The 24404-nt window shown below is 67.9% G+C and carries 17 protein-coding genes; 10 read left to right on the forward strand and 7 right to left on the reverse strand.

Annotated features, from left to right (window positions below; genetic code table 11):
- Window positions 1-46: 46 nt before the first annotated feature.
- The 3 genes from BUS84_RS11660 to BUS84_RS11670 are packed head-to-tail and all read right to left on the reverse strand — an operon-like array spanning window position 47 to window position 9971.
- Entirely contained in the window at window positions 47-1309 is a 1263-nt protein-coding gene (locus BUS84_RS11660; RefSeq protein ID WP_074311299.1) for a serine/threonine-protein kinase, read from the reverse strand.
- 50 nt (window positions 1310-1359) lie between these two features.
- Window positions 1360-3543, reverse strand: a complete 2184-nt coding sequence (locus tag BUS84_RS11665) for a UvrD-helicase domain-containing protein (RefSeq protein WP_074312518.1) — start codon at window positions 3541-3543, stop codon at window positions 1360-1362.
- Window positions 3540-9971: a DEAD/DEAH box helicase gene (locus BUS84_RS11670; protein ID WP_074311301.1), complete on the reverse strand. Its 6432-nt coding sequence runs from the start codon at window positions 9969-9971 to the stop codon at window positions 3540-3542. The genes BUS84_RS11665 and BUS84_RS11670 overlap by 4 nt, the downstream gene beginning before the upstream one ends.
- 236 nt (window positions 9972-10207) lie before the next feature.
- Here BUS84_RS11670 and BUS84_RS11675 point away from each other — a divergent pair, with 236 nt between their 5' ends.
- The gene (locus BUS84_RS11675) at window positions 10208-14017 is read left to right on the forward strand and encodes a GTPase (protein WP_208869582.1); all 3810 of its coding nucleotides are present in this window, start codon (window positions 10208-10210) and stop codon (window positions 14015-14017) included.
- A 2-nt stretch (window positions 14018-14019) separates the two neighbouring features.
- Complete coding sequence (locus BUS84_RS11680; RefSeq protein WP_074311303.1) at window positions 14020-15633, forward strand: GTPase domain-containing protein; 1614 nt, start codon at window positions 14020-14022, stop codon at window positions 15631-15633.
- Between the two features lie 267 nt (window positions 15634-15900).
- Here BUS84_RS11680 and BUS84_RS41220 read toward each other — a convergent pair whose 3' ends face one another.
- Both BUS84_RS41220 and BUS84_RS11690 read right to left on the reverse strand, forming a co-directional pair.
- On the reverse strand, window positions 15901-16134 hold the full coding sequence (locus tag BUS84_RS41220; protein WP_425293451.1) for a helix-turn-helix domain-containing protein: 234 nt from the start codon (window positions 16132-16134) through the stop codon (window positions 15901-15903).
- 36 nt (window positions 16135-16170) lie between these two features.
- Window positions 16171-16614, reverse strand: a complete 444-nt coding sequence (locus BUS84_RS11690; RefSeq protein ID WP_084757353.1) for a hypothetical protein — start codon at window positions 16612-16614, stop codon at window positions 16171-16173.
- Window positions 16615-16685: 71 nt separating this feature from the next.
- Here BUS84_RS11690 and BUS84_RS11695 point away from each other — a divergent pair, with 71 nt between their 5' ends.
- From BUS84_RS11695 to BUS84_RS11710, 4 genes are all read left to right on the forward strand, one after another.
- The gene (locus tag BUS84_RS11695; RefSeq protein WP_074311305.1) at window positions 16686-16958 is read left to right on the forward strand and encodes a hypothetical protein; all 273 of its coding nucleotides are present in this window, start codon (window positions 16686-16688) and stop codon (window positions 16956-16958) included.
- The gene (locus BUS84_RS11700; RefSeq protein ID WP_074311307.1) at window positions 16951-17562 is read left to right on the forward strand and encodes a DUF6879 family protein; all 612 of its coding nucleotides are present in this window, start codon (window positions 16951-16953) and stop codon (window positions 17560-17562) included. Before BUS84_RS11695 ends, BUS84_RS11700 begins: the two co-directional genes overlap by 8 nt.
- A gap of 3 nt (window positions 17563-17565) precedes the next feature.
- Window positions 17566-19965: an ATP-binding protein gene (locus BUS84_RS11705; protein ID WP_074311309.1), complete on the forward strand. Its 2400-nt coding sequence runs from the start codon at window positions 17566-17568 to the stop codon at window positions 19963-19965.
- A gap of 87 nt (window positions 19966-20052) precedes the next feature.
- Complete coding sequence (locus tag BUS84_RS11710) at window positions 20053-20628, forward strand: hypothetical protein (protein WP_074311311.1); 576 nt, start codon at window positions 20053-20055, stop codon at window positions 20626-20628.
- A 23-nt stretch (window positions 20629-20651) separates the two neighbouring features.
- Here BUS84_RS11710 and BUS84_RS11715 read toward each other — a convergent pair whose 3' ends face one another.
- On the reverse strand, window positions 20652-21044 hold the full coding sequence (locus BUS84_RS11715; RefSeq protein ID WP_143728334.1) for a hypothetical protein: 393 nt from the start codon (window positions 21042-21044) through the stop codon (window positions 20652-20654).
- Window positions 21045-22276: 1232 nt separating this feature from the next.
- On the opposite strand from BUS84_RS11715, the gene BUS84_RS40645 reads away from it, so the two are divergent.
- The 4 genes from BUS84_RS40645 to BUS84_RS11730 all read left to right on the forward strand — a co-directional run bounded on the left by BUS84_RS40645 (window position 22277) and on the right by BUS84_RS11730 (window position 23873).
- Entirely contained in the window at window positions 22277-22399 is a 123-nt protein-coding gene (locus BUS84_RS40645) for a hypothetical protein (protein ID WP_280175113.1), read from the forward strand.
- A gap of 24 nt (window positions 22400-22423) precedes the next feature.
- On the forward strand, window positions 22424-22585 hold the full coding sequence (locus tag BUS84_RS11720) for a hypothetical protein (protein WP_244298480.1): 162 nt from the start codon (window positions 22424-22426) through the stop codon (window positions 22583-22585).
- Between the two features lie 216 nt (window positions 22586-22801).
- On the forward strand, window positions 22802-23683 hold the full coding sequence (locus BUS84_RS11725; protein ID WP_074311315.1) for a helix-turn-helix domain-containing protein: 882 nt from the start codon (window positions 22802-22804) through the stop codon (window positions 23681-23683).
- On the forward strand, window positions 23676-23873 hold the full coding sequence (locus BUS84_RS11730) for a DUF397 domain-containing protein (RefSeq protein ID WP_074311317.1): 198 nt from the start codon (window positions 23676-23678) through the stop codon (window positions 23871-23873). The genes BUS84_RS11725 and BUS84_RS11730 overlap by 8 nt, the downstream gene beginning before the upstream one ends.
- Before the next feature lie 63 nt (window positions 23874-23936).
- Here the strand turns inward: BUS84_RS11730 and BUS84_RS11735 are convergent, their stop codons facing one another.
- A complete protein-coding gene (locus BUS84_RS11735) occupies window positions 23937-24380 on the reverse strand; it encodes a hypothetical protein (RefSeq protein WP_074311319.1) in 444 nt (147 codons plus the stop codon).
- Between the last annotated feature and the right edge of the window lie 24 nt (window positions 24381-24404).

Consider the following 24404-nt stretch of genomic DNA (forward strand, 5'->3'; position numbering starts at 1 on the left):
ATCGGAACAGTTCGTCTTCAGGGCGGCGGCATCCGGGAGCTGCGGATCAGGGGCGGCTCACGGCTTCAGTCGACTCGCCTATCTCGAGCTGGCAAGCCACCGCCTGTTGGCGGCACTCTTGGGCAAGATCCTGCCCGTCTTCCGACTGCTCCAGGTCCCGAGCCAACGCCTCGAAGGCATGACGCGCCTGCCGGAAGTCACCCGCGAGCATGCGCAGGTTGGCGAGATCCAGTCGTAGAGCGACGATCTCCCCGACGAGCGGCTCACGACCGCCGGGCGCTGAGTGAAGGACACGTTCCAAGACCTCAGCCGCCTGCACAAAGCGCTCATTCTCGGCCAGTTCCCTGGCCTGCGCCCGCAATTCGACCAGCTCGGGCTGACTTCGCTGCGCCGGTACGGAGGCAGCAGTGGGCGATGAAACAGCCCCAGTGAGCGTCTCCGTCCGGGCGGCTGCCACCCCGCGAGTGCCCCTACCGTCGACGAACGGCGTGAGAAGCTGGTGGACCTCGGCGGCCGACGCGGGCCTCTCCGCTGGCGTCTTGGCCAGGAGGCAGTAGAGGAGATGCGCCAGGTCGTCGGGCACGTCCGAGCGGTACTCGGTGATGATGGGAATCGGCGAACGCACATGGCGGCGCAGCATGTCGGGGGTGTTCGTCGCCTCGTACGGAGGCTTCCCGGCGAGCATTTCGAAGAGCGTGCAGCCCAAGGCGTAAAGGTCGGCCGCTGATCCGACAGGACCGCCTTGAGCCTGTTCGGGTGCGATGTAGGCGGGAGTGCCGAGCGTGCGGCCGGTAGCGGTGAGCCGTGACGCTTCGGCTGAGCCGAGCAGCGCGGCGACGCCGAAATCGAGCACCTTCACCACCCCGAGTGGAGTGATCATGAGGTTCTGGGGCTTCAGGTCGCGGTGCACGAGGGAGGCGGCGTGGGCAACGGTAAGCACCGAACAGACCTGCGCGGCGATGGAAGCCGCTTCGCCGACATGCAGCTGTTCCTGCTCGGCAATGTGGTCGGCGAGGACGATGCCCGGCACGAGTTGCATGACAAGGTAGAGGTCCTCGCCGTGCACGCCCAGGTCGTACACAGATGGCACGCCCGGATGGTCAAGCCGGGCGGTGGCTCTGGCCTCGCGTCGGAAGCGCTTGACGGCCGTGTCGCGCTCGTCCTTCGGCACCTCCAGCTGCCGTAGGAACTTGATCGCCACCGGGCGGTCGAGGCGCTCGTCGAAGCCGGCCCAGACCTGACCCATCCCGCCGCGAGCGACCGGATACGTCAACTCGTACCGGTCACCGATGCGGTCCCCCGCCTGCATGTCTGGTCTCCCTGCGCTTAACACCAGCCCCCGCTGACGCGAGGGCTGAGTCACGGTAGTTGTCTCTGGACGAGACGGCTGGTGAGGAACGGGCTGGGCGTCCCGTGCCAGAACACCGCCAGCTCGTCGCGGGGGCGGGTGGCAGCTACGAAAAGCAACGACCTGTCACGCTGGCGTTCGCGCTGGTACCGCTTCGCGTCGGTGTCCCGGTACTTGCTGATCATCTGCCGGGGCACGAGCCCATCGCTGACCCCGGCGATGATCATGCGCTGGTACTCGAGACCCTTGAACCGGTGCATCGTGCCGATGTGCACTCCGCCAGGCCTTTTCGGACCGTCAGGGCCGATCTCCACCACCGCGAGCCCGTCCGCCTCCAGCCGGCTGATGACGTCGGCCGCCAGGTCCTTCGTCGGTACGCAGATGGCCACCGAGCCGTCGGTCGGGCTGCCCCAACTGCGAAGCTGCTCGACAATCAGGTCCCGTTCCTGTGCCCACGTCGGGGCACCGTGGAAGATCGGGCGGCCGCCGCGTAGCAGCGACCGGTAGCCGGCCAGGTCTTCCTCGCCACCGTCAAGGTCGTCGTACACCTCCCCGGTCATGATCTGAAGGGCGTCGGCGAGGATCTGACGAGTGGTGCGATAGCTCAGCGTGAGCCGCGACGACCGACCGCGGATGTTGACGCCGAGGCTGCTCAACGTGACGTGGTTGTCATAGATGCGCTGGTGGGTGTCGCCGGTGAGGAACATGTCGTCCGGGCCCGGCGCGACCATGGCGCGCAGCATCTTCCAGTGCGCGGCGCTGAGGTCCTGGGCCTCGTCGACCACCACGTGGCGGTAGCGCGGCCGGAAGAACCGGCCGGACGACTCGCCGGCGACCCCGGTGTTCTGCGCCGTGCGGTCCATCTCGAGGCGGGCGGCCCGTTGTGCCACCTGACGCCAGGTCCAAACGCCACGGTTCTCCAGCCAGGTGGTGAAGCGCTCGGTCAGCTGCCAGACCTGGTCCCGTTCCATCCGGGTGAGACTGCGGCCACGGTTGGGGCGGCGGGCCTTGAAGTAGTCCGTCCGCGAGTTGAGTACCTGGCCGAGGATCACCTGGGTCCACTCGGCGGCGAGGAAATCCGCCTGCCAGCCGGTCTCCCCCGTCTCGATGAGGAACTCGTCCCACAGCTCGAGGACACGGTTGTCGTCCACCACGCGCCGGCTACCGCTCGCCTTCGCCTCGGCCACCACGCGGCTGGCCAGGCGGTCGATGTTCACGATGTCGACGCGGGCCACCAGATCCTGCCCGCCCAGCGCCATCAGCCGGGTGCGCAGATCAGCGGCGAGGTTCCGGTTGAAGGTGGTGAGCAGGATCGGCTTGTCCGCTCCGGGCGGCAGTTGGCGGGCGAGGTGCGCCACGCGGTGCAGGGCAACGATCGTCTTGCCGGTGCCCGGCCCACCCCCGACCCGGGCCGGTCCCTTGTATTTCCGCTCGACGAGCTTACGCTGCGTGGGGTGCAGGAAGATCTGCCACCGCTCGAAGGCTTCACCGAGCATCGCCTGCAACGCTTCGTCGTCGGAGGTCACCTGGGTGGCGGGGCGCTCCACCGCCGCTTCGAAGTCCTCGGGATCGACCGGCTCGTCGGCGCGGACCGGGTCGGTGACCTGTTGAAGTACCTCGTCGTAGGGGGTGCCGTCGAAGAGCGCGAAGAGCACGTCGGTGGTGAGCTGCGGCGCCCGGTCGAGCAGTTCCAGCAGTTCCGCGTCGGTGGTCAGCTCCCGGATCTGCGGCAGCAGCGGCTCGGAGACGCCGAGCTCCAGCAGTTGGACGTCGGTGTACGCCTGGAAGAGCGGCTTCTGCGCGGGCTCCGGCTCGACATCCGGCGGAATGACCCGGCCGATGATGCTGTCAGTGACGGGTGCCAGGTCGACGACCTCGATGCCGCCGGTGACCCGGTTGATGCGGTACGCATACCGGGTGAGGTCGTCGTACACCTCACCGCGGTGCTTGACCGCGACGAGCAGGTAGTCGCGCTCGGCGATGTGCAGCAGCAGCGCGCGGTAGTCCTTGTTGACCCGGGCGGACATCAGCCGGGAGTCGCTGTTGAGCGCCTTCAGGTTGAGCCCCGGGTTCTCCGGGTTGTGCCGGAACTTGTGCATGAACTCGTAGACCGCACCGATGTCGGCGCGGGTGAGCTTCATGACCTCCTTGTCGGCGCGGTCCAGCATCCGCAGAGTTGTTGCTCCGGTGCTCATCGCCATTCTCCCCCGCTCGTGGCCTTGATCTGCGCCGCCAACTCGTCAACCGACCATTCCCGAGCGGTCCGGGCGTGCCAGCCCGCCTCCGCGTACGCCCGGTCGCGGTCTTCCGTCTCCGGGTCGCCGGACGGACCGGTGAGCACGATCGCGATCTGTCGATCGGGCCAGGCCAGCTCGGCCGGCCAGCCCTGGTCGCCCAACTCGTAGCCGACCACCGGCGCGGGCAGATCCTGCCGGGCGAGCTGCTGGACGAGCTGGTCCAGAGTGTTCTCGTCCGGGTCCAGGTAGCGCAGGACGTCCCGCCACGGCGACTCCGTGTCAAGCGTCTCGGGGCCGGCGGCCACCGGCTGAGCCGCGACGCCGAGCCACGTCGCCGTCTCCTCGTCGAGCGGCAGCGCGCGTTGAGCCAGCACGAGTCCGGTCCCCTCGGTCACCGCCATCGAGGCCGGCTCGAAGTCGTCGAGGGCGGAGACCGTGAGCTGGCCCGCGTCACCACCACCGTTGGCGAGGAACTGGATGACATTGCCCCATGCCAGCCAGGCGGCCCATCGTTCCTTGTGTCCCTCGCTGGCGACCGCGGCCGGCAGATCGTCGAGCACGGTGAGCGCGGACCAGGTCGGCAACGGCTTGCTCCGCCCGTCGACGACGACCGTCACCGGGCAGTCGGCGTTGTCCCGGGCGCGGGCCACCATGATGTGGCGCGACGCGGTGGGTCCGGGGAGGGGCTCTCCGCGCAGCGCGGGAACCAGCCGTTCACCGACGCCGCCGGAGTCGGTAGCCGTGTTGTCCCGGGCCTGTTTGAGCATGCCCGCCAACGTGGCTTCCGCCCGACGCTGCCATCGGGTGAGATCCGGATCGGCGAGGAAGCGCATCAGCTGCTCGATCGGGTTGACCCAGATGGTCTCTTCGAGCTCGTCCGGGTCCGCGCCAGGAAGGAACTGCCGGTATTTCTCCCGGGCAGCCTGCTTGCTGACCCCGCCGTACGGGGTCCACCGCCCCTGCGCGTCGGCGGCGCCCCAGGTCTTGACGTCGTCCCAGGTGGCGGCGAAGACCAGGTAGCCGTGGGCGCGCAGTCGGGCACGCTTCTCGGCGTCGTCGGCGAGCCGGTTGTACTGGGACGAGGCGTGGTACTTGAAACCGTCGAGGTAGACGGCCACCTCCGGCGACGGGGCGTCGAGGCGTTTGAAGTGGACGTCCGGCCGGGTGCCTCGAACGGTGTTCTGCAGCTTCATCTGCCAGTGGGTGACGCTCTGACCGTTGTCCCGGACGAACCGTAGGTCGGCGATCCGGGCGCCGTCGTGATCGGTACGCCGGTCGATTCGCAGGCCCGATTTGGGTGTCTCGCCAAGCGCGAGCAGCTTGGTGAGGAAGCGCATCTCCAACTCGCTCTCCACCTGGTGGATCAGCGAGATCTCGTCCGTGCGGGTGCCCTCCTGAACGTCCCAACTGTCGAGGAGCTTGTCCAGCATGCCCAACGCCTCATCGCGACTCATCAGGGCGAAGTGCTCGTTGCGCGCGTGACGCAGTAGGCAGCGGTGACACACCGCCCTGCCTTCGTGTCGGCAGACGCAGTCGGCGATCCGCTGCCGGGCCAGCTCGAGGATCGCGCGGAACTCCTCCGGTTTGGCGAGGCGATGCAGGTAGCCGGTGCCTTGCGGCTGGGTGTCGTAGACGACCACGAAGTTGCGCGTCCCGTCGCTCTGCCCGTCCGGCATAGTCGCCGACACGGCCTGAAGGTGCGCGGGGTCACCGCCGTACTGCGCGGCGATACCGAGGCGGATAGCGGCGGCGAACGACGCGATGCGCTCCTGCACCACGGCGGTCGCCGCGGGGATCAGGATGCGCAACGCCTCGGTCTCCAACTCGTGGGCCAGGATCAGATCCACGTGGGTGTCCGGGGCGGCCGGCGATCGTCGGTACGGGCACCAGGGCCGGTGATGCTCGGCACCCTGCACGATGGTCGACCCGGAGGCTTGCGCAGCCAGTTGTTGGCTCATCGCAGGCGCACCGTCGACTGTTGTCCCGCCGCAGGAGGTGCAGGCGTGGAACCGGTTGATTCGCACCTCCTCGCCAGCGAAGAGTTCAGCTGCCCGGTCGTAGCGCTGGGCACCGAGGTTGAAGTGCCGGATCATCGCGTGCCGGCTGTAGTCGACGCCGAAGGTGTCATGAGCGTGCCGCCAGGACGAATCGACCTTGGCCGGGTCAACGTCGACGGCGACACTGGTGGCGTAGAAGCGCCGGTCCCGGTCGTCGCTGTCGTCGCGGATGCGGGCGTCGTCGCGCTTGTCGCGGCTGAGCACCCGGGTCGGTTGGAGGACCTGGAAGAGTCTCCCGTGATCGGCGATGCCCGGGTCCGCACAGCGCGGGCAGGGGCTGGTGTCCTCCTTGGCCAGGTGGGTGCGGACGTAGCCACACTGCGCGCAGATCCGCCACTGCTCGTACGCCGGCCGGTCCGCTGGGCCGACGTCGAGCCCCGAGATCTCGTGTTTGTAGCCCCGCACGTAGTAGCTGTTCCCGGGGGCGATCTCGATCAGCGCCTGGCGGGCGGGGCGCGCGTACTCGCGGAGTTCGCTGTGGAACCGGCGGTCGCCGTCGGTCTTGTCCTCCCAGGTCAGGGTGGCTTCCAGGTCGGTCCGGGTGTCGATGAGCGCGTAGTTCGGCAGCAGACCGAACTCGACCAGGGTGCCGTGCGCGGCAGCCGCGCTGACCTCCCGCAGCCGGCGACGGACCGCACCCTCCTCCGCCTTCAGCATCTTGATTTCGCGGGCGTGGTCCGGGTCGCTGGGCACAAGCGTGCCCCGAGCGGTGGCGAGTTCCTGGAGTCGGCGACGCAGGTCGGCCAACCGGGACTCCCAGACCTCGTCGGCTTCCTTGACCCGGTGGACGATTCCGTCCACCGCGAATTCACGCAGCTGGTCTGCGGCGGCCCGCAGGACCTTGTCGCCGAAGAGCGTCAGGAACTCCTCCACCAGCCGGCCAGCGTCGCGACGGCCAGCCTCGGCGAGGCTGGTCAGCCAACCGGTCGGACCGAACAGCACGTGCGCCCGCCGTGGCATCGGCAGCACTCCGGCCAGTCGCCGGCGGGCGGCCAGGTCGATCAGGTGGGCGAGGTACTGGCGGCGCAGGATCTCCACGGCGGAGAGGAAGCAGCCGGGCGGGACGATCTGGCCGGCGATCATGTCGCGCGGATCGGTGAGGTAGTAGCGATCCCGCTCGGATCGCCCTACCAGGGTCAGCACGAGCGCGTTGCCGCTCTTGCGGCCGGCGCGGCCCGCCCGCTGGACGTAGTTGGCCGGGCCGTGCGGTAGCGACGCGAGCACGACCGCCGAGAGCGCTCCGATGTCGATGCCCATTTCGAGGGTGGGCGTGCAGGAGAGCACGTTCGGGTCGGTGTAGCGCTCGCCGTCGCGGAACTGCTTCTCCACCGTCTCCCGCTGGGCGCGGGTGAGCATGCCGGTGTGTTCGCCGGTGACCACGCGAAACACCGGGCTGTCCAGGTAGAGCCGCCGGTAGTAGTCGTCGGGAGCGGTGCCGTCGTGGGCGGCTTGGAGCTGACCGCGGCAGCGGTACTGCCGGCACGGCTGGCCGATCCAGTCGGCCACCCGGTCGGGGTGCTCCGTCTGCTGCCAGTGGCAGGTGTCGCAGCCGACCCCGGCCGCCGCGGCGGACGCGTCGTCGAGCCGGGTCACGCGCAGGTGGCCGGGCATCAGCCCGTAGACCGTGTTGCCGTCCTCGGTGTCGCCGGCGGCGACCACATCGGCGGCGGCGAGTGCTGGCAACAGCCGGCTGAGGAAGCTAGCGGCGTCGCCGGAGTCGAGACCGAGGCAGCGGGACGTCCAGTCCTGGTACCAGTTGCCACGCGCGGTGATCACGTCGAACTCCGAGCGGGACTTCGGCGTCGCGAGCAGGAACGTGGGCGCGGACAGGCCCCTCGGAAACGCGGGCATGCCGGCGGGGCGGCCGCCCCAGACCTGCCAACGGGTGCCACCGCGCTTCAGGTACGGCACCAGCCACTCGTGGAAAACAGCGCCGCGGGTACGCAGCCGTTCCAGCAGACCACGGAGGAAGGCGAGGTAGCGGGCATCGTCCGGGGGCGACCCGGCGATGTTGCCGGGACCGGTCAGGTGGACGTCCCGGCAGATCGCGGCGGCTCGCGCCGGGTCGTCGAGGGCAACCTCGACGGCGACGCTGCGGGTCAACTCCAGGGTGCGGCCCTGGCGGGAGCGCAGTCCGGTCTCCATCACGGTGGCGAAGACGAGCCGCTCGCTGATCAGCTCCCAGGTCTCCCGGCTGCCGTTGTGCTCACCGGCGAGCAGGCTGTCGACACCGGGCTGGTCGTGCAGGTCCGGCGGCACGACGGTGGAGAGGATCTCCGGCTGCGCCGCCGCTTCGATCATCTTGGCGAAAAGGTCGTCGAGCCCGATCGACTCACCAGCCGTCAGCCGGCTGGCGAGCAGGGAGCGCAGCGAGAACGAGTAGGACCGGTTGGCGACGAAACCGGCGCGGTGCGCGGCGTCCTGGACCGAGTCGTTGAAGAGCAGCGTCTTCTTCTCGGCCTCATCGAGCTCCCCACCGGTGAAGAGTTGCGTGATCGCCACCGAGGCGAGGGTGGCCAGGCCGGCGCCGAGGAAGCGGATGCCGTGGTCCAACTCGCAGGACGGGCAGCGGTCCTTCTCGGCACCGTCGATGTCGAGAACGTCGCCGAGCACCACGATCGCGTCGTCGGCGGGCTCCCGGTCGCGCTGCTCGTCGAAGGGGCGCACCCGACGGCCGTACTCCAGGACCAGCAGGCCACGGGAGCGCTGGCGTACCTCGTCCTCGGTCGCGGCGATCAGCGCGCGGACCCGGCGCTTGTCCCGACCGACGCTGGCTCGATAGATCTTGTCCGGGTCGGTCTCCAGCTCCTGCGGGTCCTTCTCCGGCGACAACGCCATCCAGCCGGAGCGGCCGCAGTGCCGGCAGTAGATGGCCGGCAGCCGGGGGTAGCGGTTGTCGGCCACGACCACGTCGGCGTCGGTGGCGTACGGGTCCAGCTCACGCGGCGCTTCGCCGTACCAGCCGAAGGCGGCCTGGTGGGAGGTGCCGCGCAGCAGGCGGGAGACGGCGCGTACCCACAGGTGGGTTTCGATGTTGAGCAGCGGGCGGCCGGGGGCCTCCGGGTTCTGCGCCACGGAGAGCAGGCCGACGAACCGGGCGAGAGCCTCCGCCGTGATCTCGGGCGGGGTCTTCATCACGCTGCCCCAGCCGGTGGCGTTCTTGCGGGGCAGCACATCGATGATCTCGTCGAGGGTGCACGGCCTCGCCTGGAGCGAGTCGAGCACCGCCTTCGTCAACGGATGCTGGCGGAGCAGGTCACCGAGCCGCGTCGGATCGTCGAGACACTGCTCGCCGAGGACCAGCTCGGCAACCTCAGCCATCATCCGCTCGGGGTCACGGTCGTCGACGGCCGCGAGCTGCTCCGGGCTGGGCAGCGGCAGGCTGAAGTCCTGGCGGGCAATGAACTCGCCGGCCTCGTACCGGTCCTCCCCCACCAACGACCCGGCGTCGAAGGCGACGCCGAAGACCTGCTCGGCGACCTCACGGATCGCGGTACGACCGTCCCGACCGCCGCCCTCACCGAGCGTGGCGGAGGTGGCCACCGGGCAGATCGGCCCGAGGGGCCGCTCCGGCTCGTCGAGGTCGAGCGCGGCGGCGAGCCGACGCAGCAGCATCGCCACGTCGGTGCCCTGCGCGCCGTCGTAGGTGTGGAACTCGTCCAGCACCACGTACGCCGGCTCGGCGCCTTCCCACAACGGCAGGTCGTCGGCGCGCTGGAGCAGCAGGTCCAGCATCTTGTAGTTGGTGATCAGGATGTCCGGCGGCGTGCGCCGCATCTCCGACCGCTTGGTGAACACATGCGGGTACTCGATGGCCGCGACGTCGCCGATGTAGAGACCGGCGGTGACCTGGCTGAGCGCCGGATCGGAGAGCAGCTCGTTGATGCGCTGCGTCTGGTCCGTCGCCAGGGCGTTCATCGGGTAGAGCAGGATCGCCTTGACCCCGGCCTTGCCCTGCTGCTTCTGCCGGCGGCAGTGGTCGAGCACCGGGATCAGGAACGACTCCGTCTTACCCGAGCCGGTGCCGGTGGTGATCAGGGTTGGCTCGGCCGCCTTGCCCTTCGTCGACAACCGGGCGAATGCGTTCGCCTGGTGCAGATAGGGGGTGAAACCGGCCGGCGCCCAGTCCAGGTGCGCGCGCCAATCACCCTCCGCCGGGCGGAAGGGGGTGCGGATCCGCAGGTAAGGGCCGCGGAAGATGCCCTGCTCCGGGTGGGAGAGGAAGCCCTCCAGGCCCTGGCGCACGCCGTCCTCGGTCAAGCCGAAGGTGGTGGTCAGGTACTGGGTGAGGGTCCGACGCAGGGTGTCGGCGGCGATGGTCGGCCTCATGAGCGGATCACTGCCGCATGCTACTTCACCCCTTACCTAGGCTGACCTGCCCGACAGCCCTGGCGGCAGGGTTAAGTCGGATTCACGACACCGGTCGTAGTCGATCACCGCCTAGGCTCCGCACCCATGTCCCCCACGCCCCGAGTCCAGCTTCACGCTGGATCAGGTCGACCGACACCCCGTAGACAAACTTCTCGGCAAGCGTTTCGCCGGGGAGTTGGCGGTGGGTTCGCGCCGTGACCGGTCTCTCAGCGGAAAGTGATGACGAGTTGACGACAGAGGTGGTGTCGCTCGAGGAGGCCGTTCGATCGGCCGTCGAGCAGGGACACGCGGAACTGACGCGCCTGGACGACATCACGGACGGCCTGGTTGGCGCATTCGCGCAAGGGCAGCGCGTCGCACCGTCCTCGTCTGACTTGATCACCCGACTGGACGACTTCACTCGTGGGTTTCCAGGGGAACTGCGACGTCACCTCGATCGTGAGCGCGAGTCGCTCGGGTCGTTCAACATCGCGTTCTTCGGACGCACCGGCGTCGGAAAGAGCACCCTGCTGTCGGCGTTCGGCCAGCTCGACGGGGAGTATGTCTCACCGGGTGTCAGCGATTGGACCACCGAGGTGCGTCCGATCGACTGGCGGGATTGCCGGCTGTTCGACACACCAGGGATCAACGGCTGGGGACGCACCGAGAGCCGCGACGATCTCGAGGCCAAGGCCCGCGAGGCAGTCGAGATCGCCGACATCGTGCTTCTGTGCTTCGACAACCAGTCTCAGCAGGAGATGGAGTTCGAGAAGATCGCCGCCTGGATCCGCGACCACGGAAAGCCGGTGGTGGCGGTCCTCAACGTCCGCAACCCGCGCTGGCGCCACCCCGCGAAAGTCCCCGAGACTCGCCGCAGACATCTGTCCGAATCGGTCCGCCAGCACACCGACAACATTCGGACCCAGCTCGTACAGATTGGGTTGCCCGACACACCGGTCGTCGCGATCCACAGCCGACGGGCCTTGTTCGCGCGCGCCACGACCCCCTTCCACGGCCCAGCCCAGAAGGACTTCCACCACGAACGGGAGGAGTTCGGGAAGGACTACCTCGATCGCTGGTCGAACTTCGGGACGCTAGAGCGCCTGATAGCCACCTCAATCGCGGAAGGCGGCGCCGATCTCCGGTTGACCGCGCTGCGCGAGGACATCCGATCACGGTCCCGCCGAGGGGTCGGCGAACTCGAAGACCTGGCGGTCGAGATCGAGCAGCAAGCGGAATCCCTCGAACGCGAGGTCGAGTCGCTGTTCGCCGTGTTGGGCTATCCGGAAGACGCCGAACGTGCCGTGTGGCTGCACGATGCGGCTCTCAGCGCGGATCTGGTTGACGTGTCCGAGCGCGCGCGGAGCCGCCCCTACACGTCGCCGGTCAAAGGGGCATTGGACCGCTTCGTCCGGCACCTCGCTGCCTCGCATCTTGCGGGATGCCGCCGACAGGCGAAGGCCAACGCGGATGATCTGATCCGGAAGGCATTCGACGAGCGCACAGCGATCGACGAGTCGAAGTTCACGAAGGTTGTGTTCGATCAAGGTGCCATTTCCGCTGCGGCGGAAGCCGTTTGGGCGGATCGCCGGGCGTTCCTACAGCGTGAGCTTGAAGTCGCGGTGGACCATGAGTTTATCGACAACGGGACGGCGGTATCGCACGCCGCGATGGTCCTCGGCGACGAGGGCGGCGGTGTGGCGGGTGATGTTGTCAGGGGGGCGGGCATCGCGGTGGGTCTGGGCGCCCTTGCGGTACCTGCGTTGGCTCTCTTCTGGAACCCCGTAGGTTGGGTACTGGGCGTAGCTGCCGCGGGCGTCGGGATCGCAGGACAGCTCCAGCAGCATTTCGGCAAGAAGATGAGCCAGCAAGCGTCGGAGCGAGCACGAAAAGCGAAGGCTCAGGCAATTGCAGACTGCCATCGCGCTGTGGATCAGACGTTCGTCGATTACGAGGATGCCCTCGTCCGCGACAGCCGGGAAGCGGCGTGGACGTTGTTGGCTCCTGCGGTTGGCGATTCGCTTCGCGCTGCGATCGAGCTTCGCATGGCGCGCAGCCGGATCGTGCGGTTGATCGACAGCCTGCAGACCTACGCCGGCTCGATCAAGCCCGCACCCGCGGTGACCGACGTCCTGCTGCGGGCGCAGCGCCGGATGGGGGAATCCCCGGCCGACGTGACCCGGGCATTGTTGGGCGAGGACTGGCTCGAGTCTGGCGTCGAGCACCAGTCGGCGCAGATCGACCGTGCCGTCCACGAGGCGTACTCGAGTCGCCGGGAGGAGGACCGCAGCCGGCTGACGCGCGTAATAGCTGCGGCGTGGAGCGCACCGTCGACGGCAAACATCCACTCGTGGCGAGGCGACCTCGAGGACGCTGCCCGACGCGACCCGGCACTGTTCGATATCGCACGAACCTTCTGGCGCGTCGACGGGGCAAGACCAGCTCTTGCCGTTCTCGGTGACTACAACTCGGGAAAGTCGTCGTTGATCCGTCGGATCATGGTGGACAGCGGCCGGCAACCGCACGCTGCATTCGACATCCGGGCGTCGCCCGCGACCGCAGCCGCGAACCGCTACCAGTTGCCCCGGTTCGATCTCGTGGACACACCGGGCATGCAGAGCGGACACGCCGAGCACGACAGCGCCGCGCTCGAGGCGATCGCCGAGGCTGCTCTCGTGTTCGTCGTCGTCCACATCAATCTGCTGGTCGGCAACACCTCGATACTGGAAGAGCTCTCGCTCGGCTCGGAGATGATCGCCGCAAAAGGCGGGCGGACGGTGTTCCTCGTCAATCGGTGCGACGAACTGGGCCTGGATCCGCTGACTGCACCCGAGGCGTTCCTCAACCTGCAGAACCGCAAACGCGAGGAACTGCATGCAGCCTTCGCCGCTCGTTCCATCGAAGTCGATATCGACAGAATCCACTGCTTGTCCGGCGATCCGTTCGGACTGGTGGGAGGCGATGCAACAGCAGAACGCGATGATTTCGACGAGAATCGGCTGTGGGACGGCGTGACCGCATTGACGAGCGCCATGTCAGGTCTCTCCGACGAGCAGCTGTCCGCTGCGGCATCGTCGGCCGCCTTTGACGCGGCGGTCACCGACCTCAAGCGTCACCAGCACACGCTTCACCAGGTGCAGGCCGACGACGCGAAAGACCTGCATCGCTCGGAACCGGTGATCGCCGCCCTCCGGGCCGCGGTGAAGGACGCCGTGGTCCTCGAAGGTTCACTGCGACAGGACGCCCGCCGTATGGTGGACCGCCACTTGGTGGCGACGAAATCCGCAGTCGCTGAACTCGGTCGGAAGGACGGCCAGAAGCTGGCGAACCTCGTCGAGGCCTGGTGGAAGGCTCCGCAGTTCGAAGCTGATCTCGAACGCTACCTTGCCGACGCGGCACGCGAACTGGACGAGTGGCACAGTGACCACATATCAGCGATCGGGCGCGAGATGCGCGCTGCTGAGTTCCAGGTGGCACCCGAGTTCGCGGCAGAATTCAAGGCCCAGGGAAACGCCTGGCACGAGGATCTGACCGAGGGTGCCGGTAACGTCGCAGGAACCGCAGCGCCGTTGGTGAAAGCCCTCGGAAATCGGGACGCGGTCTACGCGATCGGCAAGCAGTTCGGCCACAAGTTCAAGCCGTGGGGTGCGGTGAAGGGCGGCGCCAAGGTTGCCAAGGTCGGGGTCGTCCTCGGGGTCGTCGCTGCCGCCGTGGATGTCGCGGCGATGGCCAATGACATCAAGAAGGCTGGGGAACACGAACACCAGCAGGAGTCGGCGTTGCAGGTGATCGACGAATCGGCTGCAGGGATCGTCGCACAGATTGTGCACGGTGCGCAGGGGGAAGGTCCCGTCGGATACCTCGAACAGCGGACCAAGGAGCTCGAAGCAATGCTCGACGAGCACCTCGATCTCGAATCGTCGATCAGGGAACGGATGGACTCGGCGAAAGTGCGGGCCGAGGTAGCCGGGGCCTTGATCATGGCCGCGGACGAATTGATCGGCACACCGGGGAGGAACAAGTAACAGTGGTCGACATCGATGCAGTGCGAGACTGGCTGGGGCGACTTCCAGGCGGATCGTTGGCCGGGCAGTACGTCGATGACTGGGACGCGTTCGAGAAGCTGGACGGACCGGTCGTGACCCTCTTCGGGTCCTACGACACCGGCAAAAGTTCCCTGCTCCGCCGGTTGCTCGTCGATTCTGGCGGAGCTGTTCCCGGCTGGCTCACGATCAGCGCACGCCACGAAACCTTCGAGGTCAACGACGTCGAGGTCGGCGGGTGCATCATCCGTGACACTCCCGGATTCGCGGTCGGTGCGTCCGACATTCGTGCACAGAACAATTCGCGCCGAGCGATGGCGGCGGTCGGACTCACGGACGTTGGCATCGCGGTACTGACTCCGCAGTTGGCGACCGCCGAACGTGACGTGCTTCAGAAGCTGTTCACGCAGGGATGGCCGGTGGGGACGATGTGGTTCGTCATCTCGCGGTTCGACGAGGCGGGTGTGGACCCAGAGTACGACCTCGCGGAGTACCGGGAACTGAGTGATCGCAAGGTTCGCGAGTTGCGGGAACTGTTCGAATTGGACGACAGGACACCGGTATTCGTCGTCTCGCAGGACCCGTTCCAGACGGCAGGGCAGGACACAGATCTCAGCCGAGAGACCTGGGATGACTTCCGTGGCTGGGACGGCATGAGAGACCTTGCGGATGCTTTCGAGGCGGTGTCCCCCGCGGCACTGCCCGGATGGCGACATACGGCCGGGCAGCGGTACTGGACAGCGGTCCTGGACGAAACCGTGACCGAACTGCGGAGGCAACTGGCGGACTACACGGCACGTGCCGAAGTAGCTGCCGGTGGCGTCGCTCGCCGCGACGTATGGGAGAGCGAACTCGACACCTTCGATCGCGCCGCCCACGCGAGCCTTGACGGTCTCGTCGCGGAGGTGATACGCCGGTCGTGGGAGCCGAGTTCCGCCGCCGACGAACTTCAGGCCGAGATTCAGCGCACGCTCGACGAGTGGTTCACCAAGCATGCGGCCCGCCTCCAACGGCTGCGGCAGTCGATCCGCAAGACCAAGGAGCGAGAGCGCGCGCGACCCTCCTGGGCCGGCTTTGCTTCGCTGGTCGCGACCCTCGGGTCCGGGGAGGATGCCGCCACGACCCCGGCAGCACCCGGCGGTGTCGGAGAACATCTCGAGAAGGTCGGGACCATGTTGATCGGTGCATTGAAGGCCGCGAACAATGCAGCCAATCCGATCGGCGGCGGGAAGGCCGGTTCGGCGAAGACGGCTGAGGGTTGGGGACGGCACATCGGCACCGCCGAAGCCGTGCTTCCCCTTGTCGTCTACCTGGCGAAAGTCGTCGACGAGCAGAGAACGGATCGCGTGCGCCTGAACCAGGACAAGGCGGCGGCCGACAAGCAACAACACATCGTCGCTGAGTGCACGCAGCGCGCTCGCGACACCTGGCAGCCGTTCGTCGACGACGTGCGTGAAGCGATCGTCGCGGAGACGAGAGACCAGGTCGACCTCGACGCGAGCCTGCGCCAACTCGTCGGGCAACTGCAAGAAGCTGTGGCGGAAGGCGAGGGTCTTTTTCGAGCGGGTACCGGGCCGCTGCTCGAGACAAAGGCGTAAGCGAGTGGGCCACTGCAACCCGACCTTGGCGTAGTGACGGTTGACGGACTTCTGTCGGCGGGACGGGCGGGTGCGGCGGCGTTTGAACGGGGTCCAGACGGCGCCGCAGGCGCCCTGGTAGCCCTTATCCACGAAGGTCTACACATTCGCGCTGGCCAGCGCGTCGATCAGGCCGTCAGTGCGGTCGCGGTCAGATCATGGTGCGAGCGGGCAGTGCGGCGCACGCCGAGACCAGCCGCCCGGCGGCGTCGGCGAGGACCTGCACGTTCACGCTGCAGCGCTTGTGCTTACCGGAGTCGTACGGCGTAGGTAGCGCCAGACGGTGGTAACCGACACCTCGATGCCGGCCGCGAGGCGGGTGAGGGTATCGCCGTTGCGAAGGTGGGCCGGGGTCATCAATGCCTGCTGCCGCGCGGGCAGCCTGCGCCAATGCCCGCCGAACGCGAACGCGGCCGTTGTTGACGAGGGAAAACGTACCGAGAACGATGCCAGCTGCTGAATGTGCCGCTGCTCGTGAAGCTGCCGGGCGCCATGTCGTCAGTGTCGGGGCGGACCGTCGCCGAGGCAGATGCCGCCGTGGATGTCCCGCGCCTGCACCACCGGCCCGTGCACGTCACCAGAGACCGAGTTCGCGACACCGCCGGCGCCTTCGGCAAGGGTGACCTCGACCTGCGACCACCGCGCACGCAGCTCCGCACCGAAGGCCCTGTCGCGGCGCGATTCGCTGTCGAGGAGCTCGGCGAGGCGACCCACGGCCTCCGGTGACGGCTGTCGCAGAGCACCCTCAATGACGGCATGCGAGGACGAATCGTGCTGAAACCGGGTGCGTAGAAATGCGATCAGGGAGGACACCGCCGCCCGCCCACTCTGGGCCAGCTCGGTTGTCGCCCACGCGATGAGCGTCGTCGCCGCGGTGACCATGATCGGGTCTGTCATGCGTCCGCCTTCCGCCATCGCACCCGGCTCGCGGAGATGCAACACGGGCGACAGTCATCAAGAGAGTTCGATGTTACCGTGAGTGCTCGCACGAACACCTAATTCCGGAGGTCGCGATGAGCGGACAGCGTTGGGAAGCGGACCCTACCGCCGACCTCACGCGCCGTTGGGGTAAGTCCTCCCACGAACTGGGCAACACTTCCGGCGACGGCAGCTGCCCCGACGTCTGGGAGTTGAGCAACGGCGACATCGCGGTGATCGGGCAGGACCTCACCGAGACCTACCAGGAACGACTTCCGGCCGGTGTCTCAGTGGATCCGGGCGAGCGGCTTATCATCATTCCCCGATCGACAATGATCGCGGCGAAGGTGAATATACCTGATGCATGACCTGTTCCGCGGGGATCCTGGCGAGCAACTCCGCCTGGAGGACTACTGGGCGGACTTTGAGGATCGATTCTGGCAGACCGGCGATCCGGGCTTCTGGAAGCTGGAACGCCAGCAGACCTTCAAGGAGCCCGGGGACGAGGGTTGGCAGGCGTTTGCCGACGGGCGGTGGGAGGATTCGCTGCGAATCCTCGACACGCGCCGCCCTGAATTCCAGAGCTACTACCGGCGGATCGCCCAGAACGGGTTCGCCACCCGCCGGGTACGGGTCGTCGAACAGCCCCTCACGCCTTACCTTCGATGGGAGCTGCACGTGCTGCGACTGCGGCACGAGTACGGCGGTATGACCCATGTGGTCGGCGCGGACGCGGTGGCGGCAGCCGAGTCGGGCGGTGTGGCGCCGGAGATCTACACCCTCGGCACCGAGGTGATGTACGAGGCCGTCTACGACGCCGACGGTGTGCTGACGCCCGCCCGCCGCTGGCGTGACCCCGACTTGGTGGCAAGCTGCCAATCCTTCATCGAGTCGCTCTACCAGGGCGGTGAGCCGCTGGACGAGTTCTTCGCCCGTGTGGTGGCGCCGATGGGGCCTCCCCGCGCGGGGTGAGAGATGGAAGGCGCCGGGTCGGACGGAGCCGGGCAGCGGCCCGCTCAGGTGAACCGGTCCGCGCTGTCCGGACCGGCGGAGCTGGTCCAGGCCCGCGACGTGTACGGCGGTGTGCACTTCCACGGCGAGGCTGCTTCCCCGAAGCGACCGCAACAACTCCCCGGTGACGTCCGCAGTTTCGTCAACAGGGTGGAGGAGCTACAAACGCTCAACCGACTGCTGGCCGACGGGGACCGGAGCGTCGATGTCAGCCTGTCGGTGATCACCGGGACGGCCGGCGTCGGTAAGACCTCAGTCGCCCTGCGCTGGGCGCACAGCGTCCGGAGCAGGTTTCCTGACGGGCAGCTCTACGCCAACCCGCGTGGTTACGATCCGGGCGAGCCGGCGCAGCCGGATCAGATCCTCGACCGCTTCCTGCGGGCCCTTGGCGTTCCATCTTCGGCGGTGCCAGCAGATCTGGATGAACGGGCGGCGCTGTACCGCTCCCGACTGGCCGGCCGGCGCGTACTGGTGGTGTTGGACAACGCCGCCACCGCGCGTCAGGTGCGCCCGCTGCTGCCTGGCACGGATCATTGCCTGGTCGTGGTCACCAGCCGGAACATGCTCTCTGGGCTGGCCACCCGCGATGGCGGTCGACGGCTGACGCTGCGCATGTTGACCGAGGACGACGCCGTCACCCTGCTGCGCGGCATCACCTCGCCCTACCGCAGCGGCGACGACCCCGCCGAGCTGGGCGAGCTGGCCCGACTCTGCGCTCGGCTGCCCCTCGCACTGCGCATCGCCGCCGAACGGGCGACGAGCCGGCCATTCATGCCCCTCGGCGAGCTGATCGAGGATCTACGAGACGAGTCGGCCCTGTGGGACGCACTCACCGCCGAGGAAGACGAGGAGTCCGACGCGGTACGCGCGGTGTTTGCCTGGTCCTACCGCGCCCTGAACCCGACGGCCGCCCGACTGTTTCGACTTCTCGGGCTGCACCCTGGCCCCGACCTCAGTGCCCCGGCCGCCGCCGCGCTCACCGGCATGGCAGTGTCCCGGGTACGGCAGCCGCTCGACGCTCTGGTCAGCGCTCACCTGTTGGAGCAGAGCGCTCCGGGACGCTACCAACTCCACGACCTGCTGCGCGCCTACGCGGTCGACCAGGTCCGGCACCTGGAGAGCGCAGAGGATCGGCAGGCGGCACTGCGCCGTGGGCTGGACTGGTATCTACACACCGCCGACGCCGCGCTGGCCCGCACTTTGCCCTTCTACCGGACCGTAGCGTTGGATCCGCCGACCGACGTCACGCCGCTCGCCTTCGCGAGCAGCACCGAGGCGGACGCCTGGTTCGACGCCGAACGGGACAACCTGGTAGCCGCCACACGAGTGGCGGCCGACGCCGGCCTACCGCGGACCGCCTGGCAGCTGGCGGTGCTGCTGCGCAGCGTCTTCATGCATCAGAACGTCTTCGAGGGTTGGTTCGCGACGGCGCGGATCGGGGTGGCGGCAGCCCGCACGCTCGGCGACCGGCGCGGCGAGGCGGAGGCACTGGAAAGCCGCGGCAAGGCCCACTTCCAAGCCCGCCAGCTCACCGAGGCCGCCGAACACCACCGGGCCGCACTGGTCATCCGGCGGGAGATCGGCGACGAGTACGGCACAGCAGTGTCAATCAACGCGCTCGGGTTGCTGGGCCTGCGCAGTCGTCGTCTCACCGACTCACTCACCCACTTCGGCGAGAGTCTGGCGATCTTCGAGCGGCTCGGCAACCGCCGGTGGCAGGCCCTGCTGCTGAGCAACCTCGCCGAGACTCGCTACGAGCTGGGTGAGCTGACCGATGCTGCTGAGCTGCTGGATCGGGCACTCGTGGTGCAGCGGGAGATCGACGACCGGGGGCAGGAGGGCAATTCGCTCTTCTTCCTGAGCATGACCCTGCGGGAACTCGGCCGCACCGACGAGGCGCTCGCCGCGATCGAGTCGGCCATCGCCATCGCCGAGAGCGCGAGCCAGCTGTGGCTGGGGCACTGGCTGGTGGAGTACGCGCGGGTGCTGCGCGCCTTCGGTCGGCAAGCCGAGGCGCTGGAGGCCGTGCACCGGGCGGCCACAATTCAGCGCCAGCTCGGGGACCGCAGCCGCGAGGCGGTGGCCGTCGATGGTGCCGGTGAGGCTTACCGGGGGCTGGGGCAGGCGGACGAGGCGATCGCCTTCCACCTTCGCGCGGCGGCAGTCCACCGGCAGCTCGGCGACAATTGGCAACTCGCCCTGACGCTGGACCACCTGGCCGCCGCGCTGACGGCGGCCGGCCGCTCCGAGGAAGCCGGACAGCACTGGAGGGAGGCTCACTCCCTGCTGGCCGGGTTCGACGACGTACGTGCTGCCGCGCTTTGCGAAGACATCGCGGCGTCGATATCAGGGAACACCGGATAAGTCCACCCAATGGGGCGTGCGCCAGTCGGGGGCGCAGCCAAGCCTCCAGGGCAGACAATCGCGATCTTCCATGTTCTACTGCCTTCCGTGACCACTGAGATCACGACGGGCCTCTTCGGCTTACTGGGCGCGCTCGTTGGTGGCGGCGCCACGTTCGCCGTCGGTTACCTGAGCACCCGCACCCAACGTGCTCAAGCCGAACAGGCTCGCGGCAATGAGCTCGCGGACGCCGAGCGGGCCCGGAGCAGCCAGCTCGCTGACGCGCGTAGCGGGGCCTACGTCGTGCTTTTGACCCGAGTGGACAGCTTCCTTGATCAAGCCCGAGAGCTCAGCGACCTACTGAACCTGCATCCCGAGGGTGAGCAGCCAACAGACCAGCACCGGCAGTACACGGCCGAATGGAACCAACTCGTCGCCGCCAACGCCGTCGTCCAGGTAGCCGGACCTGATTCACTGGCGCAGCGCGCTCAGGCTCTGCTCGACGCGGTCGGCTCGCTCTCAGAAATCATCGACAAGCGGTACCGCGGCCGTCGTTGGCCGCCTGGGCTTGAGGCCGGCTGGGACCGTGCGCGCAAGGAGCGGCTGGAATTCCTACAGGCTGCCCGCCAGACGTACGTCGAGGGCTTCGTGATGGCTTCGCCCGCCACGGTCCACCCAAGCTAGCCGCCCCCACCCGGGTGCGCCACTCAAGGCCTTCCGGCGCTCCCGTACATGCCTCGTTCGGCCACCAAGGGTGAGGCCGGGAATCGCGCCAGAGCGGCCCAGTCCTCCATCGCGGCGACGAGGATCTTCTTAACCTGAGCCTTCGTTTCCTCAAGAGCAAGATCAATAAAGCACTGGCATCTCCTGATGTCATCACCGTTGAACAGACACAACAGCACTCCGGCCACCTGCAGCCCCCGCGCTGTAGCCACCATCTTGGCGTCGGAGGGCAGCGGGATGTTCGACGCGAGTTGACGGGCGAAGGACTGCACGACCCTGTCACCGCCGAGGAGGCTGGCCAGCCAGGCCGCTATGACTCCGACCAGATCGTGCAGCATCTGCTTGCCGGCCAATACTGCCCCGGCCGTCTGCGCCAACAGCTTGCACCTCCTGCGGCGCCGCCGCCTGAAGAGCCTCTTCCAGGTCTCCTCGGCCACGTATTCCGTCACACGGTCGGACACAACATCAGCCCACCCGCCGTCGATAACCCCGACACAGAATTCGGCAGCCTTCTCGACGCGCTCTTGGCGGTGGCGTTCCTGGACTCCCCAACCCCATCCGCTCCCCCCGCGCGAAACGCTCCCGCCAGCGCCCCGCCGACCTGGGCTGGTCGATGCCCGAGACCGTCGTCTTGCCGATCTCTGCTTCGGATGTCGCGGCCCCGCCTCCGGCATTCCCACATGGCGGCCGCACCGTGCCCCTGGCACGCCCACCGGGTTCTTGCAGAGAGTGTTGTCCTTGCACCGGGCACGGCATCGAGGCATGCCGCCATCCTCATCCACACCAGAATGGATTGCTGTCGATATACTTACTCGGCGACTGGCGGTCCAAGCCTGCCTCCCCGGCGGACAATCCTCGTTCTGGGGCGGGTCCCGCCGATGCCGCTACTCCGGCCGACGAGACACTGCGCGATGCGCCGAGTTCCCCGGCAGGCAGGCGCCACCGACGGCCGACGGCGTCGTGTACTCATTCTCCCGGGATGGCGCCGTCTTGGCCGTCCGGGTCCTCGATGGGCGGCGCCGGAAAAGGTCGTCGTCCAGTGCTCAACTTGCCGCCAACTCCAGGCACCACGGACTCGGTTCCGGTTGGCAGAATTGGGCGGATGGGCGTTCCGATGGCTGACCTCCGCGCCGGGCTGCTGGCGATGGCACTGGTTCTGACCCTTGTCGGCTGCTCCGACAGTGCCCCTGATGACGAGCCGACAGGGAGGGCCACCAGCGTGAGCCCGGCACCGGTACGGACCGACCGAGACCCGGTCGCCACACGGTTCCGCGCCTCGGTGACTTCGTAAAGTTTCACTGGCAAGCGTCGATGGCCAGGGCTGACACCCGCGGCGTCCCCGGGCCGACCGACACACGCATCGAGGCCGTGGGCGTGCTGCGACCTGACACCCTGGCCACAACCATCAAAGGGTACGAATGGCAGCCCGCGCCGCCCAAGTGGGACGCGCCGCTGAGCGCCAAGCTGCGCCCGTTCCTGCCGACCGACGGCACCTGGCAGGTCAGCGAGCAGTACGCCGCGGACGTGCGGACGTGCGGACGCCACAGTACAACCGCAACGTCTACCTCGATGCCGGCAGCGGCACGGTCCTCCTGCCGGTCATCGACAGTTGACCCGACAGGCATCGCGCCCGGCCGGGAGCACTCTGCTGCGGTGGAAGCCCGCCACGCCGCTGATCGGGCTGAGCCTGCTGATGGCCGTCCCTGCCGCGTTCGGCACGGTGACCTGGTGATCCTTCCACGGGGTCGGATACCGGGTGCTGAGCGTCGTCATCTGTCTCGTCCTCACCGCACAACTGGCGGTGGCGGTCTCCATCGGCGTCCGGCCGAGCACAGACGTGTCCTGTACGAGGGTCGGGCTGGTCGTTCTCGGCATCCTGCTCACCTGCGGCCTGGCCCGGATTCGCCACGAACTCTAAACCGCACCCCACACCATTCCACCCCCGACAGTACGCCGATTAAGCGCGCGTGGGAATTGCCGTGCTTAGCTGCTGTCGGGGGTGTCTTGTATGGTCAGAGACGTAGTTACTTGGCGTGGTAGCGCCCAATGGAATTGATTCCCGGGTGCAACGGCCGCGCGTTTCACCGATGGCGTCCGGATGTAACAGAATGCAACATGGAGAGGGCGGGAGCCGATGGCCGACGACATGGGATCGACAGTGCCGCGACGTCAGCTCGGGCGAGCACTACGCGAGCTGCGCACCGAGGCCCGGATGACCCTGGACGGCGCGGCCGAGGCGATGCAGTGCAGCCGCCAGAAGATGTGGCGCATCGAAACCGGCCTCGGCCCGGTCCGCGCCCTCGACGTCAAGGCCCTGTGCGAGCTGTACGGGGCGACGCCCGACCTGGCCGGCGCCCTCACCGCCCTGGCCGCCGAGACCGAGGCCAAGGGCTGGTGGCACTCGTACGGCGACGCCGTCCCCGACTGGTTCGAGCTGTACGTCGGCCTGGAATCCGCTGCCTCCCGGCTCCGGGAGCACGACGACACCTTGGTCCCTGGGCTGCTGCAAACTCCTGGCTACACGCGCGGCGTCTACCAAAACCGCCCCAACATGGCGACTGACGAGTTGGAAGAGGTTTTGGAAGTTCGCCGCCGCCGACAGGAGATCCTTGTCCGCCGGCTCCCGAAGGCACCCAAGCTGGAGTGGGTCTTATCGGAGGCCGTCTTGCTGCGACGCGTCGGCGGCCCGGCGGTCATGGCCGAGCAACTGGACCGCCTTCTTGAACGGACCGAGCTACCCAACGTATCGATCCGTGTGCTGCCGCTGTCGGCTGGCGCGCACTACGGCGCGCTGGCGGGGGCCTTCGTCATGCTCGACTTCCCACGCGTCAACCGAGTCGTCCCTGATCAGTCCGTCGTCTACAGCGAGTCGGTGACCGGTGCCCTCTACCTCGACAAGCCGGATGAGTTCGCGGTCTACGAGAAGGTCTGGGCGAGCCTCCTCGACCTCGCACTTGATGAGGAACAATCAAAGGGGATGATCGGCAAGATCAAGGAAGAGGTCCACCATGGCTGACGACCTGCTCGGTGCCCAGTGGCGAAAGTGCACCCGTAGCGGCGACAACAACGGCAACTGCGTGGAGGTCGCCGACAATTTGCCCGGCCTCGTCGCCGTCCGCGACAGCAAGGATCCGGCGGGACCGGCCCTCACCTTCTCCCCCGCCGCCTGGGCCAGCTTCGTCCGGGTCACCAAGTCTGGGCACTGAGCCGGACATCAGACGGGAGCGCAGCCGGCGATCACGCTGGAGGCGCTCCCGTGGCGCAATCGGTCAGGAAGCGGCGTCCCCGATCGCGGGCTGGGCCACGTCCTCGAACAACGACCACCGGTTCCGCCATGCCTCCACGTTCGCTGGGTAGATCGCCGCGTGCCGGCTGTCCGGGTTACGCGGGCGAACACCGCCAACGCTCGCCATGAACTCATCGTGCCGCTGGCGCACCCCGGCACGCAGGTCGTCGCCGGGCACGACATAGAAGTCCCGGCGTCCGTCGGTCACGTCCACGAGGACGTAGAGGTCGACCGACATCGCCGTCATCCTGTCGATGTCCGCGACCATCCAGCCGCCCTGCGCGGCGACCTGCACAGCCGCCGTCCTACCGTTGATCGTCACGAAGGTCTGCGCACCGTGCAGGCTTGCCGAATGGCCGTGCAACAGAGCCTCAGCCACCGCAAGGTGCCGCCCAGCCTGGTGCTTCTGGTGGTTGCTTGGAGCCATCTGTTCTCCTTCGGGGGTGGAAGA

The organism is Micromonospora cremea (genome assembly GCF_900143515.1).
GTDB classification, from domain to species: domain Bacteria; phylum Actinomycetota; class Actinomycetes; order Mycobacteriales; family Micromonosporaceae; genus Micromonospora; species Micromonospora cremea.

Bases quoted from the DNA above. Each gene is read 5' to 3' on its own strand.
- BUS84_RS11660 (WP_074311299.1), bottom strand. From the start codon at position 1,309: ATGCAGGCGGGGGACCGCATCGGTGACCGGTACGAGTTGACGTATCCG.
- BUS84_RS11665 (WP_074312518.1), bottom strand. From the start codon at position 3,543: ATGAGCACCGGAGCAACAACTCTGCGGATGCTGGACCGCGCCGACAAG.
- BUS84_RS11670 (WP_074311301.1), bottom strand. From the start codon at position 9,971: ATGAGGCCGACCATCGCCGCCGACACCCTGCGTCGGACCCTCACCCAG.
- BUS84_RS11695 (WP_074311305.1), top strand. From the start codon at position 16,686: ATGAGCGGACAGCGTTGGGAAGCGGACCCTACCGCCGACCTCACGCGC.
- BUS84_RS11700 (WP_074311307.1), top strand. From the start codon at position 16,951: ATGCATGACCTGTTCCGCGGGGATCCTGGCGAGCAACTCCGCCTGGAG.
- BUS84_RS11705 (WP_074311309.1), top strand. From the start codon at position 17,566: ATGGAAGGCGCCGGGTCGGACGGAGCCGGGCAGCGGCCCGCTCAGGTG.
- BUS84_RS11725 (WP_074311315.1), top strand. From the start codon at position 22,802: ATGGCCGACGACATGGGATCGACAGTGCCGCGACGTCAGCTCGGGCGA.
- BUS84_RS11730 (WP_074311317.1), top strand. From the start codon at position 23,676: ATGGCTGACGACCTGCTCGGTGCCCAGTGGCGAAAGTGCACCCGTAGC.
- BUS84_RS11735 (WP_074311319.1), bottom strand. From the start codon at position 24,380: ATGGCTCCAAGCAACCACCAGAAGCACCAGGCTGGGCGGCACCTTGCG.